This is a genomic window from Rhodococcus sp. PSBB066, assembly GCF_017068255.1.
Lineage (GTDB): Bacteria > Actinomycetota > Actinomycetes > Mycobacteriales > Mycobacteriaceae > Rhodococcus > Rhodococcus aetherivorans.
This window is the reverse complement of the sequence record NZ_CP070859.1, coordinates 2,221,374-2,237,787: the sequence shown is the minus strand read 5'-3', so window position 1 is coordinate 2,237,787 and position 16,414 is coordinate 2,221,374. Positions and strand designations below refer to the sequence as shown.

At 68.5% G+C, this 16,414-nt stretch carries 21 protein-coding genes and 1 pseudogene; 10 read left to right on the top strand and 12 right to left on the bottom strand.

Annotated elements, in window-relative coordinates:
- Positions 1 to 52: 52 nt before the first annotated feature.
- The 7 genes from JYA75_RS10475 to JYA75_RS10445 form a co-directional block, all read right to left on the bottom strand.
- Positions 53 to 418 carry an RNHCP domain-containing protein gene (locus tag JYA75_RS10475; protein ID WP_255326705.1) on the bottom strand — a complete coding sequence of 122 codons (366 nt, stop codon included), beginning with the start codon at positions 416 to 418 and terminating at the stop codon, positions 53 to 55.
- A gap of 39 nt (positions 419 to 457) precedes the next feature.
- Complete coding sequence (locus JYA75_RS10470; RefSeq protein WP_185713003.1) at positions 458 to 808, bottom strand: RNHCP domain-containing protein; 351 nt, start codon at positions 806 to 808, stop codon at positions 458 to 460.
- 381 nt (positions 809 to 1,189) lie between these two features.
- Positions 1,190 to 2,251 (bottom strand): beta-mannosidase, encoded by a 1,062-nt coding sequence (locus tag JYA75_RS10465; RefSeq protein WP_065922184.1) that lies wholly within the window; start codon positions 2,249 to 2,251, stop codon positions 1,190 to 1,192.
- Positions 2,252 to 2,363: 112 nt separating this feature from the next.
- Positions 2,364 to 3,125 carry an ABC transporter permease gene (locus JYA75_RS10460; protein WP_203329974.1) on the bottom strand — a complete coding sequence of 254 codons (762 nt, stop codon included), beginning with the start codon at positions 3,123 to 3,125 and terminating at the stop codon, positions 2,364 to 2,366.
- Entirely contained in the window at positions 3,122 to 3,949 is an 828-nt protein-coding gene (locus JYA75_RS10455; RefSeq protein ID WP_275408355.1) for an ATP-binding cassette domain-containing protein, read from the bottom strand. Before JYA75_RS10455 ends, JYA75_RS10460 begins: the two co-directional genes overlap by 4 nt.
- A gap of 23 nt (positions 3,950 to 3,972) precedes the next feature.
- Entirely contained in the window at positions 3,973 to 4,323 is a 351-nt protein-coding gene (locus JYA75_RS10450) for a DUF1048 domain-containing protein (RefSeq protein ID WP_203329973.1), read from the bottom strand.
- Positions 4,320 to 4,649: a PadR family transcriptional regulator gene (locus tag JYA75_RS10445; protein WP_006936644.1), complete on the bottom strand. Its 330-nt coding sequence runs from the start codon at positions 4,647 to 4,649 to the stop codon at positions 4,320 to 4,322. Before JYA75_RS10445 ends, JYA75_RS10450 begins: the two co-directional genes overlap by 4 nt.
- Before the next feature lie 406 nt (positions 4,650 to 5,055).
- Here JYA75_RS10445 and JYA75_RS10440 point away from each other — a divergent pair, with 406 nt between their 5' ends.
- The 3 genes from JYA75_RS10440 to JYA75_RS10430 all read left to right on the top strand — a co-directional run bounded on the left by JYA75_RS10440 (position 5,056) and on the right by JYA75_RS10430 (position 7,830).
- A complete protein-coding gene (locus JYA75_RS10440) occupies positions 5,056 to 6,252 on the top strand; it encodes an acyl-CoA desaturase (protein WP_203329972.1) in 1,197 nt (398 codons plus the stop codon).
- Positions 6,253 to 6,377: 125 nt separating this feature from the next.
- Positions 6,378 to 7,196, top strand: coding sequence for a hypothetical protein (locus JYA75_RS10435; protein ID WP_239010565.1), 819 nt, complete (start codon positions 6,378 to 6,380; stop codon positions 7,194 to 7,196).
- Between the two features lie 43 nt (positions 7,197 to 7,239).
- Positions 7,240 to 7,830 (top strand): GNAT family N-acetyltransferase, encoded by a 591-nt coding sequence (locus JYA75_RS10430; RefSeq protein WP_029545662.1) that lies wholly within the window; start codon positions 7,240 to 7,242, stop codon positions 7,828 to 7,830.
- Positions 7,831 to 7,938: 108 nt separating this feature from the next.
- Here JYA75_RS10430 and JYA75_RS10425 read toward each other — a convergent pair whose 3' ends face one another.
- The 3 genes from JYA75_RS10425 to JYA75_RS10415 are packed head-to-tail and all read right to left on the bottom strand — an operon-like array spanning position 7,939 to position 9,438.
- Positions 7,939 to 8,247: a hypothetical protein gene (locus tag JYA75_RS10425; RefSeq protein WP_144415045.1), complete on the bottom strand. Its 309-nt coding sequence runs from the start codon at positions 8,245 to 8,247 to the stop codon at positions 7,939 to 7,941.
- A gap of 43 nt (positions 8,248 to 8,290) precedes the next feature.
- Positions 8,291 to 8,932, bottom strand: a complete 642-nt coding sequence (locus tag JYA75_RS10420; RefSeq protein ID WP_083662307.1) for an RES family NAD+ phosphorylase — start codon at positions 8,930 to 8,932, stop codon at positions 8,291 to 8,293.
- A complete protein-coding gene (locus JYA75_RS10415) occupies positions 8,929 to 9,438 on the bottom strand; it encodes a hypothetical protein (protein ID WP_203329970.1) in 510 nt (169 codons plus the stop codon). The genes JYA75_RS10420 and JYA75_RS10415 overlap by 4 nt, the downstream gene beginning before the upstream one ends.
- A gap of 223 nt (positions 9,439 to 9,661) precedes the next feature.
- Between JYA75_RS10415 and JYA75_RS10410 the strand changes: the two genes are divergently transcribed.
- The 4 genes and pseudogenes from JYA75_RS10410 to JYA75_RS10400 all read left to right on the top strand — a co-directional run.
- A complete protein-coding gene (locus JYA75_RS10410; protein ID WP_006936658.1) occupies positions 9,662 to 10,012 on the top strand; it encodes a hypothetical protein in 351 nt (116 codons plus the stop codon).
- Positions 10,009 to 10,170, top strand: coding sequence for a hypothetical protein (locus JYA75_RS28780; RefSeq protein WP_232334161.1), 162 nt, complete (start codon positions 10,009 to 10,011; stop codon positions 10,168 to 10,170). The genes JYA75_RS10410 and JYA75_RS28780 overlap by 4 nt, the downstream gene beginning before the upstream one ends.
- Positions 10,167 to 10,463 carry a hypothetical protein gene (locus JYA75_RS28775; RefSeq protein ID WP_239010564.1) on the top strand — a complete coding sequence of 99 codons (297 nt, stop codon included), beginning with the start codon at positions 10,167 to 10,169 and terminating at the stop codon, positions 10,461 to 10,463. The genes JYA75_RS28780 and JYA75_RS28775 overlap by 4 nt, the downstream gene beginning before the upstream one ends.
- Positions 10,464 to 10,941: 478 nt before the next feature.
- Positions 10,942 to 11,264 (top strand): annotated as a pseudogene (locus tag JYA75_RS10400) (transposase); the annotation flags it as partial.
- Positions 11,265 to 11,350: 86 nt separating this feature from the next.
- Here the strand turns inward: JYA75_RS10400 and JYA75_RS10395 are convergent.
- Positions 11,351 to 12,325, bottom strand: coding sequence for a helix-turn-helix domain-containing protein (locus tag JYA75_RS10395; protein WP_043798401.1), 975 nt, complete (start codon positions 12,323 to 12,325; stop codon positions 11,351 to 11,353).
- Positions 12,326 to 12,468: 143 nt separating this feature from the next.
- Here JYA75_RS10395 and JYA75_RS10390 point away from each other — a divergent pair, with 143 nt between their 5' ends.
- On the top strand, positions 12,469 to 13,107 hold the full coding sequence (locus JYA75_RS10390; RefSeq protein WP_043798402.1) for an isochorismatase family protein: 639 nt from the start codon (positions 12,469 to 12,471) through the stop codon (positions 13,105 to 13,107).
- Between the two features lie 156 nt (positions 13,108 to 13,263).
- Here JYA75_RS10390 and JYA75_RS10385 read toward each other — a convergent pair whose 3' ends face one another.
- The gene (locus tag JYA75_RS10385; RefSeq protein WP_203329969.1) at positions 13,264 to 13,770 is read right to left on the bottom strand and encodes a hypothetical protein; all 507 of its coding nucleotides are present in this window, start codon (positions 13,768 to 13,770) and stop codon (positions 13,264 to 13,266) included.
- 156 nt (positions 13,771 to 13,926) lie between these two features.
- Between JYA75_RS10385 and JYA75_RS10380 the strand changes: the two genes are divergently transcribed.
- Together JYA75_RS10380 and JYA75_RS10375 are read left to right on the top strand one after the other, a co-directional pair.
- Positions 13,927 to 15,354 (top strand): DUF2254 domain-containing protein, encoded by a 1,428-nt coding sequence (locus tag JYA75_RS10380; RefSeq protein WP_203329968.1) that lies wholly within the window; start codon positions 13,927 to 13,929, stop codon positions 15,352 to 15,354.
- Between the two features lie 250 nt (positions 15,355 to 15,604).
- Positions 15,605 to 16,375 carry an IclR family transcriptional regulator gene (locus JYA75_RS10375; RefSeq protein WP_006936671.1) on the top strand — a complete coding sequence of 257 codons (771 nt, stop codon included), beginning with the start codon at positions 15,605 to 15,607 and terminating at the stop codon, positions 16,373 to 16,375.
- Positions 16,376 to 16,414: the final 39 nt, after the last annotated feature.

The window sequence follows — 16,414 nt, the reverse complement described above, 5'->3', positions numbered from 1 at the left end:
CCGCCGGCAGACAAGTCCTTCCGCAGCGAGATGGAAGCGCTCCCGTGGGCCTCTACCCGTCGAGAAGCACGCCCGAGGCCGAGATCGGCCGCAGCACGATCCGGACGAGCGCAAGCGGGTTGTCGTCCCCGGCGCAGCGGTTGGCGTCGAGCGTGCCGCAGGTGCGGCACCGGTGGATGATCACCCATTCCCCACCCCCGCGCACGGTCACCGAGATGGGCTCCATCCGGCCCCCGCAGCCGGCGGCCCGGTCGCCGGGCACACGATCGACGTGCCTACTGGACAGGCAGTGCGGGCAGTGGTTGCGGTGCGCGGTTCCGGGCGCCTGCATCGGCACGTCCAGACCGCATCCGAGGCAGCGGAACGATGTTCCGTGCCGCGCGGGTGCGTCGCGATGTGCCGGCTTCGGCCGCTGCACTCGCAGTGTTCGATTGTTCCTGCGGGACACCGAGCGCTCCTACAGTTGTGCGAGATGCTCGAGCGGGAACGGCGGTTGCGCCAGCGGTTTCACCGCGATGCGGAGCAACAGCAACTGGTTGTCGTCCTCGACCACCGGGCACGCGTCGAGGCCACCGCAGGCGGTACAGCGGTGGATGAGCATCCACTCTCCGCCCCGGAGCACCGCGATCGAGATCGGGTGCGTGCGTGCTCCGCACGTGGCGTCCGGTCCGGGTCGGTGCTTTCCGGCGAGGCAGTTCGGGCAGTGTGTCCGTGTTGCACCGGCAGGCGTCGCGGCAGGTACCGTCAGCCCGCACCGGATACATGTGAACGTGGAAAGGTGCGATATCGATGTGCCACTGTGGGACACTTGGGTTCTCCTCTGTGAGATCAACTGTGCTGCAATGTGTGCCGAGCACTTTCGATCCCGCGAAGACCTCACACCGGACAGGCGATCCGATGGTGGGTGCGGATCACCGGTCCGAGCGCTTCACGGGATCGTGAAGGAGCTCGGCGGCTGTCCGGGGCATAATTCACCACTTTCCATCCGAGTTCGACCGGCCTCTCCGCCGGACGCAGCAGACAATATTCACCACGGGGTGAACCCGCAAACGAATTACTGCGAGCGACCGTGTTCCGGTTCCGTATCCGACTGGCGGACAGGTCCGTTCGAACGGTCCAGGAACGGTGGTTCGATGCTGGACGGCTACCGGGCGCACGTCCCTCCACGCGACGATCGACGCGGCACGGGTCAGAAGGTCCGGTGCCGGGCGAGTACCTCGAACGCCGGGTCGCCGGGGCCGATGTCGTACGTGCACTCGCCGCCGCGCGGGTCGGGCACGAACGCCCACAGCAGCGCGCCGGCGGCCCCGGCCTCGCGGTAGCCGGTCAGGGCCGTGTCCACGCGTTCGGCACGTTCGGGCAGCGGCAGACAGCTCCCGGCTTCTATGCCGAGCTCGGCCACCAGGATCGGCTTGGTCACCTGCCCGAGCCGCACCGGCAGCCACGCCGCCTCGTCGTAGTCGTGGTACTGCAGCACGTCCACGTACGGCGACTTCGCGAGCTGCGCGTAGCCGTCCCCGGCGCTGCCGCACTGGTCCCCGCCGATCAGGCCGAGGGTGATCGGGTGCCGCGGGTCCGTCTCCCGCACGATCCGGCCGACCGCGTCGGTCCACGCGCGCAGCAGCTGCGCCGAGTCGGGTGGGCAGGAGCGCCGCGGCAGGCTGCACGCGGCGTCGCCGCACACGCCGGGCTCGGGCTCGCCCAGCAGGTCCCACGCGGCGAGCGCCGGCGACACCCGCCACCGGTCCACGGCCAGGCGGACCCAGTCGCGGTAGCTGACCGCGAAGGGGGCCCGGCGCGTGGTCCAGCCGTGTTCGTACCAGGCGCGGTCCTTGTACAGCTCGTTGCCGCACGCGCCGTCCTGCGGGGACAGCACCGGCATGACGAGCTGGCCGTGCCGCTCGGCGGCGGCGAACACGGCGTCGATCGCCGCGAAGTCCAGGGTCCCCGTGACGCGGTTCAACGCCAGCGCCTGGAAGGCGTTGAACCGCGTCAGCGACGACGGCGGCAGCGACGAAAAGTACGCGTCCAGGTCCACCTGCGCGCCGCAGCCACCGTTGACGTCCCAGTCGGAGGCGAGCTGATAGGCGTTGAGCCCGGTCGGCCACCAGGGCTTCCCGTCCAGAATCAGGCCCCGCCCGTCGACCGTGACACGCGCCGGCGGCGCCGGCGGTGGTGGGTCCGGCGGTGGTGGGGACGCGCACGCGGCCGCGCCGACCAGACAGGCGACGACGACGGCGGCTGCGCGCATGGGCGAACGGTAGTCCCTGCCCGGCCGGACGGGAAGGCGGGTTGGCCACGGCGCACACGTCGGCGGGGTCGGGTGAGCTCGTGGCCCACCGTTCCCCGCCGCGGCGCCCGTCCTAGCCGATCCTGCGGCGGTACGTCACCATGGCGAAGATGTACGCGACGACGAGGATGCCGACACACCAGGCGAGGGCGATCCAGATGTCGGCACCGACCGGCTGCTGTGTGAACAGGTCGCGGATGGCATCGACAATGGCCGTCACCGGCTGGTGCTCGGCGAAGGCGCGTACCGGGCCGGGCATGGTGTCGGTGGGCACGAATGCCGAGCTGATGAACGGCAGGAAGATGAGCGGGTAGGAGAACGCGATCGCGCCGTCCGCGGACTTCGCGGAGAGACCGGGAATCACGGCGATCCACGTCAACGCCAGGGTGAACAGGATCAAGATGCCGGCGACCGCGAGCCACGCCGGCGCTCCCGCCGCCGAGCGGAAGCCCATGAGGAGGGCAACGAGCACGATGACCACGACCGAGGTCAGATTGGCGACCAACGAGGTCACCACGTGCGCCCACAGAACGGACGAGCGTGCGATCGGCATGGACTGGAATCGCTCGAAGATGCCGCTCTTCATATCCAGGAAGAGCCGGAATGCGGTGTAGGAGATGCCCGAAGCAATGGTGATGAGCAGAATGCCGGGCAGCAGGTAGTTCACATACGAATTCGACCCCGAGTTGATCGCGCCGCCGAACACGTAGACGAACAGCAGCAGGAAGGCGATCGGCATGATCGTGGTCGTGGTGATGGTGTCCGGGCTGCGCGTGATGTGGCGCAGAGAGCGCCCCAGCAGGACGGCGGTGTCGCCGAAGAAGTGCTTGGTCATCGTTGTCTCCTACTCTTCCGCGCCGGCGCTGCGTCGTTGCCGGCGTCGCCGTCCTTGCCGTCGGCACCGACGACGGCAAGGAAGACGTCCTCGAGGGTCGGCCGCTTTTCGACGTATTCGACCGTGGCGGGCGGGAGCAACTGCTCGAGCTCGGTGAGGGTGCCGTTCACGATGATCCGGCCCTCGTGGAGGATCGCGATCCGGTCGGCGAGCTGTTCGGCCTCCTCCAGGTACTGCGTCGTGAGCAGCACCGTCGTGCCGTGCTCGGCGAGTTCCTGGACGGCCTGCCACACCTCGAGGCGCGCCTGGGGGTCGAGCCCGGTCGTCGGCTCGTCGAGGAAGATGACCGGCGGATCCCCGATGAGACTCATCGCGATGTCGAGGCGGCGGCGCATGCCGCCCGAATACGTCGACACCTTCCGCGCGGCCGCGTCGGTCAGCGAGAAGCGCTCGAGCAGATCATCCGCGATCCTGCCCGGATCCTCGACGTGCCGCAACCGGGCGACCAGCACGAGATTCTCACGTCCGCTGAGGATTTCGTCGACGGCGGCGAACTGTCCCGTGAGGCTGATGGACTCTCGCACATCGGCAGCCTGCGTAGCGACGTCGAAGCCGTTGACGCCGGCACTCCCTGCATCGGCCTCGAGCAGCGTGGACAGAATCTTCACGACCGTGGTCTTGCCCGCCCCGTTGGAGCCGAGCAGGGCGAAGATGCTGCCCCGCGCCACGTCGAAGTCGACGCCGCGCAGCACCGGCAGGTCCTTGAACGCCTTCTCCAGGCCCTGCACGCGGATCGCGGGCAACTGCACCTGATCGGTTGTCATCCGGATATCCGTTCTCTCGTGCGTCACGATTCGGAGCCCGCGACGCGATCGATGGTGTCGGTCAGCCGTTCCCGTTCCTTGCTGATCCACTGACCCTCCGGGTAGTTCCGGAGAAATGCCTCCGCGAACTCGACCGGGTCCTCCCCGACGACGGCGCGGATCGGCGTTCCGTCCGCCGCGCTCTGCTCGAAGAGATCGGCGAGGTCCTCGAACATCGAAGCCGCGCTGGCGGGGTCCCCCGGCCCGAAGTGCATCAGGTACCGCTCGAGCGCATCGATCGCCGTGCGGTAGTCCGCGGGAAGCTGTTTCGTGCGCGCCTTGTATTGCCGCCATCGCCGCTTGTAGCCGATCATCTTCGAGATGGACATGGTCATCTGTCTCCTTCGCGGAGCTGTTCGAGCCGTTCTGCGAGGAAGCTCCATGTCCCCCAGAACTCTTCGAGGTATTCCTGTCCCTGCACGTTGAGCGAATACACCTTGCGCGGTGGCCCTTTCTCGGACGGCACCTTCTCCACGTCGACCAGGCCTCTTTTCTCGATCCTGACGAGCAGGGCGTAGATGGTGCCTTCGGCGATGTCGGAGAAGCCCTGCTCCCGCAGCCATGCCGTGATCTCGTAGCCGTATGCGGGCCGGTTGGAGACGATCGCGAGGACGATGCCCTCCAGCGTTCCCTTGAGCATCTCCGTCATCTGCTTGCTCACGGAACACCTCCTCAACTACTAAGCGTTACTGACTACTGGTACATAGTAACGCTGAATAGTGACGGCGCAAGCCCCGCGCGTCGAGACTCTCCGACCGACGCCGCAACCACTCGATCACCAGGACCTGGGGGAACTGCCCCGGAAACCCAATGTTCAAGTGGCGGCCATGCCGCGGAGATCCGAAGCCACGACACTGGATGAATCGAGTGCCGATCGATGCAGAGGAGGCACTGACAGGACAGAGGTGGCGGCCCACCGCCCCACCACGCACCCTCTCGGGTATGGCGCTACTGCGCCGAGTGCCCCCGCGCGCCGCACATCGCGGCGGTGTCTCCGCGGGTACGCCGACGCCAGGAGTTCCGTTCGACCACGGTCACAGCACCGCACCAGCACGAGGAGGCCCGAGATGCTCGGACCGAAGTTGCCCATGCCATCGTTGCCGACCCTCCCGCTGCCGGGCCGCTCCCCGGCGAGCAGGCCACCCGCGGACGTGGTCGTGCTCGACCACGACCAGGTCGAGGAACTCGGGCGCGAACTCGATGCGCTGCGCGCCCGCATCACCGCGGACCTCGGCGCCCAGGATCGCGACTACCTCCTTCGCGTCATCAAGGTGCAGCGGGGCGCCGAGGTGGCCGGCCGAGTTCTGATGCATCTGGGGGTGTTTCCGCCGGCGTGGCTGGCCGGCGTGGGCGCACTAGGGATTTCGAAGATTCTCGACAACATGGAGATCGGGCACAACGTGCTGCACGGTCAGTACGACTGGATGCGCGAGCCCGGCGTGAACTCCCAGGACTTCGAATGGGACATCGTCTGTCCCGCCGACCAGTGGAAATACTCGCACAACTACATGCATCACACCTACACGAACATCCTCGGGCGGGATCGCGACATCGGGTACGGCATCCTGCGGATGGACCCCGGTCAACGCTGGAACCCGTACTACCTGGGCAACCCGCTGTATGCGCTCGTGCTGATGCTCACCTTCGAGTGGGGCGTGATGCTCCACAACCTCGAAACCGACCGCGTACTCCGGGGCCGACGCCCGTGGCCCGACATCGCACCCTTGGTCCGCGGCTGGTGGCGCAAGGCCCGCCCCCAGGTCCTCAAGGACTACGTGGTCTTTCCCCTGCTGTCCGGGCCGCTGATGCTCCCGACACTGGCCGGGAACGCCGCCGCCAACCTGGTCCGCAACATGTGGGCGTTCTCCATCATCTTCTGCGGCCACTTCCCGTCCGGCGTGCAGACCTTCACGGAGGACGAAACCGCCGACGAGACCCGCGGGCAGTGGTACGTGCGGCAGATGCTCGGATCGGCGAACATCACCGGCGGCCCGCTGTTCCACATCATGTCCGGAAACCTCTCGCACCAGATCGAGCACCACCTGTTCCCCGATCTCCCGGCGCACCGGTACCCGGCGATGGCGCCCGAGGTGCAGGCTCTGTGCGAGAAGTACCGCCTGCCCTACAACACCGGCGGGCTGGGCCGCCAGATCGGCTCCGTCTGGGTCAAGATCGTCGTGCTCGCGCTGCCGCCGGCCCTGACGCCACCGGTCCCGGCACCCGCAGTCACGATCGAGCGGCGCACCACGAGAGCCGGCGCCTGAGCAACGGTTCGCTGCAGGGCGCGTGCTCAGCCGGCAGGGCGTGTGGTGAGCCGGCAGGGCGTGTGGTCAGCCGGCAGGGCGTGTGGTCAGCGGGCAGGGAGCCGACGTACGGCAACATGTCCGGCATGTGCTCGGATGCCGCGGCGAACCTCCTCGACACCATTCCGGGACGCATGCTCGTCCACTGGTACCTGCGCGCCTACCGTGACGCGGATCCGCGGCCGTCCGTCGCCGCATTCGTCGACGCCGACACCCTCGAGGGCTTCGTCGACGACCTCGTGCTGATCATCGGCGAGTACCTCTACGGCAACGGCGCCAACGACGTCCTGGACATGGCCCTCACCGCACCGGCGACGATCGAGATGGCCGAGGCGATCTGCGCCGCGCTGCGTCACCCGCGCCGGAACACCCTCGACTCCCCGCAGACCCACGAGGGCACGATCACCGAGCTGAGTCTGCCGCGGGTGCGCAACCGCAAGCGGCCCGGCGCGCTGCCCGACGGCGCGTTCTGGACCGCGACGCCCCTGCACGACGGGGCGAGCGACACGTGGAGCGCCAGCGGGGAGAACCTGCGCGGCCTGAAGGATCCCGCCCGCTACACCGTGCACTTCGATCCGGACGTCGCGCGGATCGCCCGGATCGACACCGCCGGCGACTGGGCGGCCCTGATCGCCGACCATCCGCTCGAGTACCGCGGGGCGCGCGTCCCGGACTGGCCGTCGATCGCCGAGGAGTGGGACGCCGTGCACCTGTCGGCCCTCGGCCTGCTGTGCGCCCACCCCCGTCTGTCCGAGGTGCCGTACGACCGGTACGAGGCCGGCGGCTACCGGCACAGCCAGTCGGGGCCGTGGCCCGGGGTGGGCGACTGGTCGACGGTGAGCACCGCGTGGCTGCGGATCCCCGAACGGTTCGAGATCCGGCCCACCACCCGGGCCGCGCGGTAAACGGTTCGCGGCCGGACCCGGCGCGGCTCTACGGTGGGTCGCGATGACCGAGATACGTCCCGCCGAGCCCGCCGACGTCGACCGCGCGACCCGCACCCTGGCGCGCGCCTTCGCCGACTACCCGTTCACCCGCCACACCGTCGATGCCCGTGACCACCTGCGTCGCGTCGAGGAGTTGCAGCGGCTGTACCTGACCGAGATCGGCCTGCGCTGTGGGCGGGTGTGGGTGGCCGACGACGCGTCGGCCGTCGCGGTGTGGACCACCCCCGAGTCCACCGGAATCCCAGAGGCTTTCGAACGCATCGCCGGACGCGTCGCCGAGCTGTCCGGTGATCGGGCCGACGCGGCGGCGGCCGCGGAGGAGGCGCTGGCGCCACTGCGGCCCGTCGGACCGGTGTGGTTCCTCGCGACCGTCGCCGTGGATCCGGACCGGCAGGGCTGGGGCCTGGGCGGCGCGGTCCTCGAACCCGGACTCAGGGAAGCCCGCCAAGCGGGGGTGCCCGCGTACCTGGAGACGTCGTCGGAGCGGAACGTCGCGTTCTACCGCAGGCTCGGTTTCGACGTCGTCGGTTCCGTGACCCTGCCCGGCGACGGGCCGCGCACGTGGGCGATGGTCCGCAACCATACGCAGTAGGTGGCGGAGTTTCATCACGACGTCGAGGACCTCGCCGGGTAACGCTAGAACATGATGTGCATCATCTCTCGAGAATGGAAAGCGGCATCAATCCCGAGACGGTTCACCTCAGTTGTCGCGGACCTGCTTCCTCCGAGTTCCGGGCCGGCCACAGTCGGATTGCTCTGAACGGTTGACCAACACGTCGGCGCCCATGAATGCCACAGGCTGATGTTCGCTGTCGAATCCCACACATCCCCAGGAAGCAAGCAGGTATTTGCCGACGAACCGTCCCGAGCCGGCCATCTGCTTGACGAGGGCGCTGACGTCGAACTCGGAGTCCATCCAGCGACCCACACCGGGCGCTGAGTACCACCGCTGCACTTCGTCAATGATCGACTCGGGAACGCAACCAGCTACCGCGAGACGCGATGTCATAGTCATCAACCGTAGGACCCACGTCCGACATACGCGAGGAGGGTCAGAAGCTCCTGGGGATGTCGAGGACCACGATCCCTGCCTCTTCCTCCAGCGCCTCCCACAGGTCCGGGCGGTCGAGCAGGTTCTCGGTACCGAGCACCGCGAAATCGCTGGGCTCTTCGTCTGTGCCGGTCTGATCGCCGCTGGCCGCGAATACCGCGATGCACGCATCGACGTGCTTGAGATCGTGCCGTGCCCAGTACCGAATGCCGTCGAACCCCGCTTCGTGCAACGCCTTTGCCCACTGCTGGGTCAGCGGATAGTCGGTGGTGGTGAACATCTCGGAGGTCAATCCGAACTGGATCGCCCGGTTGGAGGTCGCGTCGGCGAGACGCAGATCCCTACGGACAATCACCGTTGAAATGTCCCGCTTGACGAGTTCCGGACGTGGGATGACGTAGATGCCGCTCCACGCCTCGAGCAAGGTGATGAGCTCGGTTTCCGCGGTGTAGCAGGTTCCCTCGGACCCGGTGAGATCGAAACGGCCGCCCCCATTGCTGCTGAACCACCACGCCCCCAGGCCGGCGGCATGACTGCGGTAGATCGTCGTACGGGCAGCCAGCCCGGTCTCAGGGAACCGTCCCCGGAGTGTGTCCGGGGACGGTGGCGGTTTCAGGTGTTGTTGTGCGCGGGAAACATTCACGAAGCGAGCCGTTCCGACGCCTGGCGGGCGAGCTTCTCGACATCAGCACTGTCACCGTCGAGCAGGGCCTGCCGCGGTGTCCGGCCGTCGAGTTCGGGTTGCGCACTCGACATCCACGACGCAATCGTCCACGGTTCGACGTCGGCATGGGCCCAGGCGCCCAGGACGTTCTTGATCCCCGCGATCGGTCGGTAGCCGGCGGCAGTCTCGGTGAAGCCATCCGACCAGTACCCGGCAGTGCCGTCCTCGGCGGTCAGGCGCAACACGCGATTGTCCCTGACCCCCTGGCTGAGCGCCTGCTTCGACCAGCCGGTCACTTCGAGGGTCTGCTTGTGGGTCAGGATCGGGCCGATGTGCTTTTCCCACGCTCGGCGCGCTTTGAGGCTCGACAGCATACGTCTCACGCCGTCGGCCACGTACCGCGCGTCGTCGTCGCTGAGCTCTTCCGCGGCCATCCCGCTGGCGTCCAGCTGGTCGTCGACAACCTTCTTCAGTGGAGTGCTCATACCTCGATCGTCCTCGGTCAAGTAGGTCAAGTCAAGTAGGTCAAGGGGACGTGGGCTGCACGTTCGGCGAGGCCGCGCCGCGATCAAGCCCTCACCGAGCCCCCGACCTCCGTGTCCACTGGTTCAGGGGAATCTCAGGCAGGCCGCTGCGCCGGCGACGCGCGGCATCGGTCCCCCGCGGTCGCTACCCTGACACCGCACTCGCGACAAGTATGGAGGACCAGTGAGGCGCCTGACCGGTCGGTGGCGGATCGTGGAGATGGACCTGTGGGACCGCGACGCGATCGACCTCGTCGAACCCGGTTTCATCGAGCTCGCCGCCGACGGGACCGGCCAGTTCGGCTTCATCGCCGTCCGCGGCTGGATGGACTGCCGGACCATCGAACGCGACGGCCGCACCGCCGTGGAGTTCAGCTGGGACGGCGACGACGAAGGCGACCAGGTCAGCGGCCGCGGCTGGGCCGCCCTGGCGCAGGACGCCACACTCGAGGGACACCTGTTCATCCATCGGGGAGACGACTCGGGTTTCCGGGCGGAGCCCTACGACCGCGCCGATCGGCGGGAGGGGCGATGAGTGAGTACCAGCACTACGAGTTCCTCACCGTCGACCGGCCGTTGGACGAGCGTCAGCAGGCCGAAGTGCGTTCCCTGTCCACCCGCGCGAGGATCACGGCCACCAGCTTCGTCAACGAGTTCCGCTGGGCAGCTTCCGGGACGATCCGAACCGGATGATGGAGCGCTACTACGCCGCGCACCTGTACCTGGCCAACTGGGGAACACGGCGGATCCTGCTCCGCCTTCCGCGCGGCCTGCTCGACCTCGACGTCGTCGGGGACTATTGCGTCGACGAGCGGGTAACTGCCTGGACCACGAGCGAATTCCTCGTGCTGGACCTGACCAGCGAGGACGAGTCCGGCGACGTCGATCCGGACGCCGGCGCACCGATGTCACCCGTGCCGCCCCGGACTGGCCACCCTCAGCGCGGCGCAGCGCGCCCTGGCCGAACTTCTCCGCCTCGACGATGACCTGCTCGCCATCGCGGCCCGCACGAGCGCACCGTTCGACTCCTGCTGCGGGTCGCCGAAAATCACACGGTGACCGTCCGGATGGAGATGCTTCGTCGATTCCACAACGGAGCACACCACAAACCTGCCCGCCCCACCTCGCCGGACCGTGGCCGATCTTCTCGAGGCCGCGGCGCGTCGCCGAGGCGACCATGAGCGCCGGGCAGCTGCCCGGCGCGCCGGGGAGGAAGCCCGCCGGCACAAGGCCCGTGGTCTCGCATCGACGCGATGATCGCCACCCGAAAGTCCGGCGAGTACGACGCCGCCGCCGCACTGCTCACCGATCTCCGGACGCTCGCCGAACGCGACGCCGACGTGACACCTTCACCCAGCGCATCCTGGCACTACGTCACACGCTTGCGCGCAAACCACGCCTCATCGAACGTCTCAACCGGGCAGGCCTATGACCCGGCACCAATCCGGGAAGTCGGCGAAGGCCGCCGACCACCTCGACGCCGCAGTGTCGGATCTGTTGGGGTTAAAGGTATTTCCCAAACAGATCTGGAAGCAGATCTGGAGCAATCATCCGCAGGGGGCGCCTCAACAAAAGAAGTCCGTAGGAGAACCAATGTGGTCGGGATCTTTCCGGATCGTACCGCGTTGATCCGTCTCGTCGAGGCGGTGCTCGCGGAGCGAGCACGATGAGTGGATCGAAGGGCGCCGCTACCTCGGACTGGATGTGCTCGCCCGCTCCCGTACCAACACGGCCGAAGAACCGTGACTGAACCCGCCGAGGAGGTTGCACCGGCCTTGACTACCTGACCTCCCGCCGAGGAATCACGCGGCGACGTCGTACACCACCTCACGGGACTTGGCCCCTCGCCGGTGACTCGCACCTCGTGTCACTTTCACGTCCTCCTGGGTACCAGCGGTTGCGGCCGGGATGCAAACTGCCGACGATAGGCGGTGGGTGAAGTTGCGAAGGCGGAGGTGAAGTTCTGCCGGAAGGTGGCGCTGCTGCCGAAGCCGCACGCGGACGCGACGGCATCGATGCTCCAATCCGTGGTTTCGAGCAGAGCGCGTGCCTCCTGCAGTCGGCGCGTGAGAATCCAGCGTGCCGGCGTGGTGCCGGTGGCCTGCCGGAAGTGCCTGACAAAGCTGCGCCGGCTCATCCGGGCCCGATCCGCGAGTCGATCGACCGCGAGCGGTTCGTCGAGCCGGGTCAGCGCCCATTCGAGCACCTCGGCGATCGCGGTGTCGGTGGCGGGCCGCGCGAGGGGACGTTCGATGTACTGTGCCTGTCCCCCTTCTCGGTGCGGAGCCACGACCAGGTATCGGGCCACCCGGGTGGCGATCGCCGACCCGAGGTGTTTGCGGACCAGGTGCAGACAGGCATCGATCGCCGAGGCCGTACCTGCGGACGTGAGGACGTCGTCGTGGTCGATATAGAGAACCGAGGAGTCCACCTCGGTGCCGGGGCAGCGTTCGGCGAGCAGCGGCATCGCCTCCCAGTGGGTGACCGCCGCACGACCGTCGAGCAGCCCGGCGTCGGCGACGGCGAACGCCCCCAGACACAACCCGGCGATCACCGCACCCCGCGCATGTGCCTGGCGCAGCTGTCTTTTCAACTCTGCACCGATCGGCCTCGGGGGCATCGGCCACGACGGGACGATGACGATGTCGGCCCAGTCGACCGTCTCGGGTCCGGTCACCTCACCGATCGGGTATCCCTCGGCGGTACAGACCGAGCCGGCCCGGTCCGACCACAGCCGGGTCTGCCAGTCGGGGGCCGGACCGAGACGGCGCACTTCGGCGAACACCAGCAACGGTGCCGCGAGGTGGAACATGGTGATCCCGTCGAAGGCGTAGACAGCGATTCGCATCCTGTTCTCCCGGGTTGGCCCGATCTCATCGAAAGTGTGCATTCGTGCCACTTCCGGCCAGGGTAGACCTGCCGAACAATCGGGCAGTGAGGCGCTCACCCCGTGGGCGCGACACCCCGAATGATTTCCCAGGGAGGAAACCCGTGACCGCACCCCGCCGTGCCCTCGTCGTTGTCGACGTCCAGCAGGAGTACTTCGACGGACCGCTCGAGATCCAGTACCCGCCGCGCGAGCAGTCGCTCGCCAACATCGAGGCCGCCCTCGATGCTGCCGCCGCCCACGACGTCCCGGTCGTCGTCGTTCAGCACCGTATGCCCGACGGAGCCCCCGTCTTCGTCGAAGGTTCGCGAGGATGGTCGCTGCACCCGGATCTCGAGCGGCGCATCGACCCGACGTGCAAACGCGTGCACAAGCAGTACGCGAGCGTGTTCGCCGGCACCGACCTGGCCGGCTGGTTGCGCGCCCGCGAGGTGGACACCGTCACGATCGTCGGATACATGACCAACAACTGCGATCTCGCCACCGCCGCGGAGGCCGAGGCGCTCGGATTCGCCACGGAGATCCTCTCCGACGCCACCGGTGCGATCCATCTCGCGAACGCCGCCGGGCAGGTCTCCGCGCAGTCCCTGCACACCACCCTGATGGTGCTGCTGCAGTCCAACTTCGCCGCGGTCACCACGACCACCCAGTGGATCGAGGCCGTGCAGTCCGGCTCGACGCTACCCAAGAGCAACCTGGTCGAATCCGCCCTCGAGGGACGCTCGGCAACCGCTCTCGCCTGACGACCGCCCCGCGTCCCGGGGCAGCCCGGTCGCGGAGGAGACGGCCGGCGCGTCGCGCTGGCAACTCACTGACCGGCTCGGCGGTGCCGGTGTGCTTCACATGCACCGGCACCCCGGGCCTGCTCCACCGACGTCGTCGCGGCGGATCCCGGACGTTCAGCGGTTCTTGCTGTCCTTCTTGGCCTGCCGGCGCGCCCCGGCGGCGATGGTCGACGCCTCGTACTTCTTGCGGCCGGCCGAGTTACGAGTGGCATCGACGCGGGTCTTGCCCTTCGACCGCACCTTGCCCTCGGCACCGACATCCTCGGCGGGCGCGGCGGCATCCGAGCGGGCGCGAGCGAGCCGTTCCTGCTTCAGCTCCTCGGCCGAGCGGCGGGCCACCGCCCCCAGCTGGCGGCTGACCCGGGCCAGCGCATCCTCGAACACCTCCGCCTTGCCGGCGTTCCGCTCGTTCGCCGACTTACCGGCCGCACGAGACTTTTTCGCGCCGACCTTCTCGGCACCCTGCCGGCGGTAGAGCTTGACGTACTTGTTGCGGGATCGGCGGATACGGGTGTGCAGATCGATCAGGCCGTCCTCGTCGAGATCTGCCATCTCCGCCTTCTTCGTCTGCCGCACCAACACGAATTCGTCCTCGGACAGCGAGTTCACCAGCTTTGTCATGACCGATTCCGTTCGTCGCACCAGTCCTGCACAGGTGTCGGCATCGTATCCACCTCGGCCCGGCCACCGAGGCCGTTCCAACCGATCCGCCGCCCTCCGGCAGGCGCAGTGACGGGTGCGCGATTACCCGGCCGCGGGCGGGGGTATGCGCGAGGAATGTGGTTCCGGGCGGTGTCCGTGAAGTTCGAGACCGACGGCGGCCCCGGGGCCCGGAGGCGACGGGGACCGATCTCCTCCGTACTGAAGCGTCGACAGGTGTTCGTCGAAGCGGTGCGCTCCCGGCTGTGGCCCGTCCCGACGGCCGCGGTGCTGCTGGCCGTGCTGGCCGGCATCGGCTTGCCCGAGCTCGACGCCGCCCTCGATGACCGGCTGCCACCGACGGTGGCGGGATATCTGTTCGGGGGCGGTGCCGACGCCGCCCGCGAGGTACTGAGCGCGATCGCCGCCTCGTTGATCACCGTCACGGCGCTGACGTTCTCGCTGACACTGGTGACCCTGCAACTGGCCAGCAGCCAGTACTCCCCGCGGTTACTGCGCACCTTCGCCGCCGACCGTGTCGTCCAACGCACCCTGGCGCTGTTCCTGGCGACGTTCATCTACGCGCTGACCGTGTTGCGCACCGTCCGCAGCGACACCGACGGCACCGCGTTCGTCCCGCAGATGGCGGTGACGACGGCATACCTGCTCGCGGTGGCCAGCGTCGTCGCGCTGGTGCTGTTCCTCGGACATCTGGTCCGGCAGATCCGCGTCGAAGCCGTGCTCGAGCACGTGCGGGCCGACACCTGCGCCACCGCCACCCGCCTCCTGCCTCCCGCACGCCGGGACACACCTGCCGTGCCGGTGCCCGCGCCACCGCCGCACCCGCACCTCGTCGAAGCGGCCTCGTCCGGATTCCTCGTCGAGATCGACGAACACGCCCTGCTCACCGCGGCGGAGCGGGCCGAGGCGGTGGTGTGGGTAAACCGCCCGGTGGGCAGCCCGGTCCTGGCGGGCACACCGGTCGCGTTCTCCTGGTCCGTCCGCCCGCAGGAGCCGTTGACCGAGGACGCGGCGCACCGGCTGAGCGAACGGGTACGCGCGGCGCTGCGCACCGGCAGCGAACGCACCGCCGTCCAGGACATCGGCTACGGACTGCGGCAGTTGACCGATGTGGTGGTGCGGGCCCTCTCGCCCGGGATCAACGATCCCACCACCGCCGTGCACGGACTGATCTCGTGCACCGCGGTCCTCGCCGACCTTCTCGACCTTCGGCTCGGCCCGTACACCCAGTGCGACGAGCACGATCGGGTACGGGTGGTGCTGGCGCGGCCGACCTTCGCCGAGCTGCTGGATCTGGTGTGCACCCAGCCGCGGCTCTACGGCGCCGACGATCCGATGGTGCTGGACGCGCTGCTGTCGATGCTGCGGGAGCTGGCATGGAAAGCCGCCCCCGGCGAGCAGCGCACGGCGATCACCGACCAGCTCGATCTCCTGCGCGAGCATGTCACCGACCACGACACCGTGACCCGCCGGCACCTCGACCACCTCGCCCGGCAGGTGGGCGAGGCCCTCGAAGGGCGCTGGGCAGGGCGCCGTCCTACCTGACGTGTGCCGTCGCTTCCGCGGCGTCGCTGGCGGTCGCCGCGGGGCCGGCTCGTCGGTGTCACCGTGGCGCTGCGAAGCCGCCGGCCACCTCGCAGGAGGCCGCCGCCCTCGGGTGATCCGCCCCCATCGACCGCGTTTCGGTCTTCGATTCCACTTCCCGCCCCTCGGACGAACTGTTACAGTCACCACAGTCATTGATTGATCGCTTGATCAGTAGAGGAAACCGCGCTTCGGCGGTGGGAGGCAGAGCATGACGCACAGCGATGTGCCGGTGGCGGTGATCGATCGCGCCGCCCGGCTGCTGGAGGCATTCCGCGACAGCGAGCGGCTCACGTTGGCCGAGCTCACCCGCCTGACGGGCATGCCCCGCTCGTCCACGCATCGCCTGCTGACCCAGCTCGTCGAGATCGGCTGGGTGCGACGGGACGCTCCCGCGTATGCGCTGGGCACGAAGATGCTCGAGCTCGGGTCCCTCGTCCAGCACAACGACACCCTGCACCGGGCCGCCCTGCCCGTCATGCACGAACTGCACGGCCACACCGGTCTCGTCGTCCACCTGGCGGTCCTCACCGGCGCCGAGGTGCTGTATCTGGAGAAGGTGGGCGGCCCCTATTCGATGCGCATCCCGTCACGCGTGGGCGGACGCCAGCCGGCACACTGCACCGCGTTGGGCAAGGCGCTTCTGGCACAAGGAAGAACCGACCTCGACGCGCTGTTCGCCGAGCGTCCGCCGACGGCCCGGACCCGCCACAGCGTCACCGACCCGAACCGGCTGCGCAGCGAGCTCGCCCGGACCCGGGAACAGCACGTGGCGCACGACCGCGACGAGGCTGCCCCGGGCGTCTCCTGTGTCGCGGCGCCGATCGGTCACGCCGGCAAGTGTGTCGGCGCGATCTCCGTCAGCGGCCCCACCTCGTCGATCCGCCCCGCCGCCCTGGCGGGCCCCGTGCGCATGGCCGCCCTCACGACGTGGCGTCGCCTCACCCGACTCCGGTCGGCGGACTCACAGCACGCCGTCTGAGGCTCCACTGATCGTTTGATCAATGGATGTGTCACAATG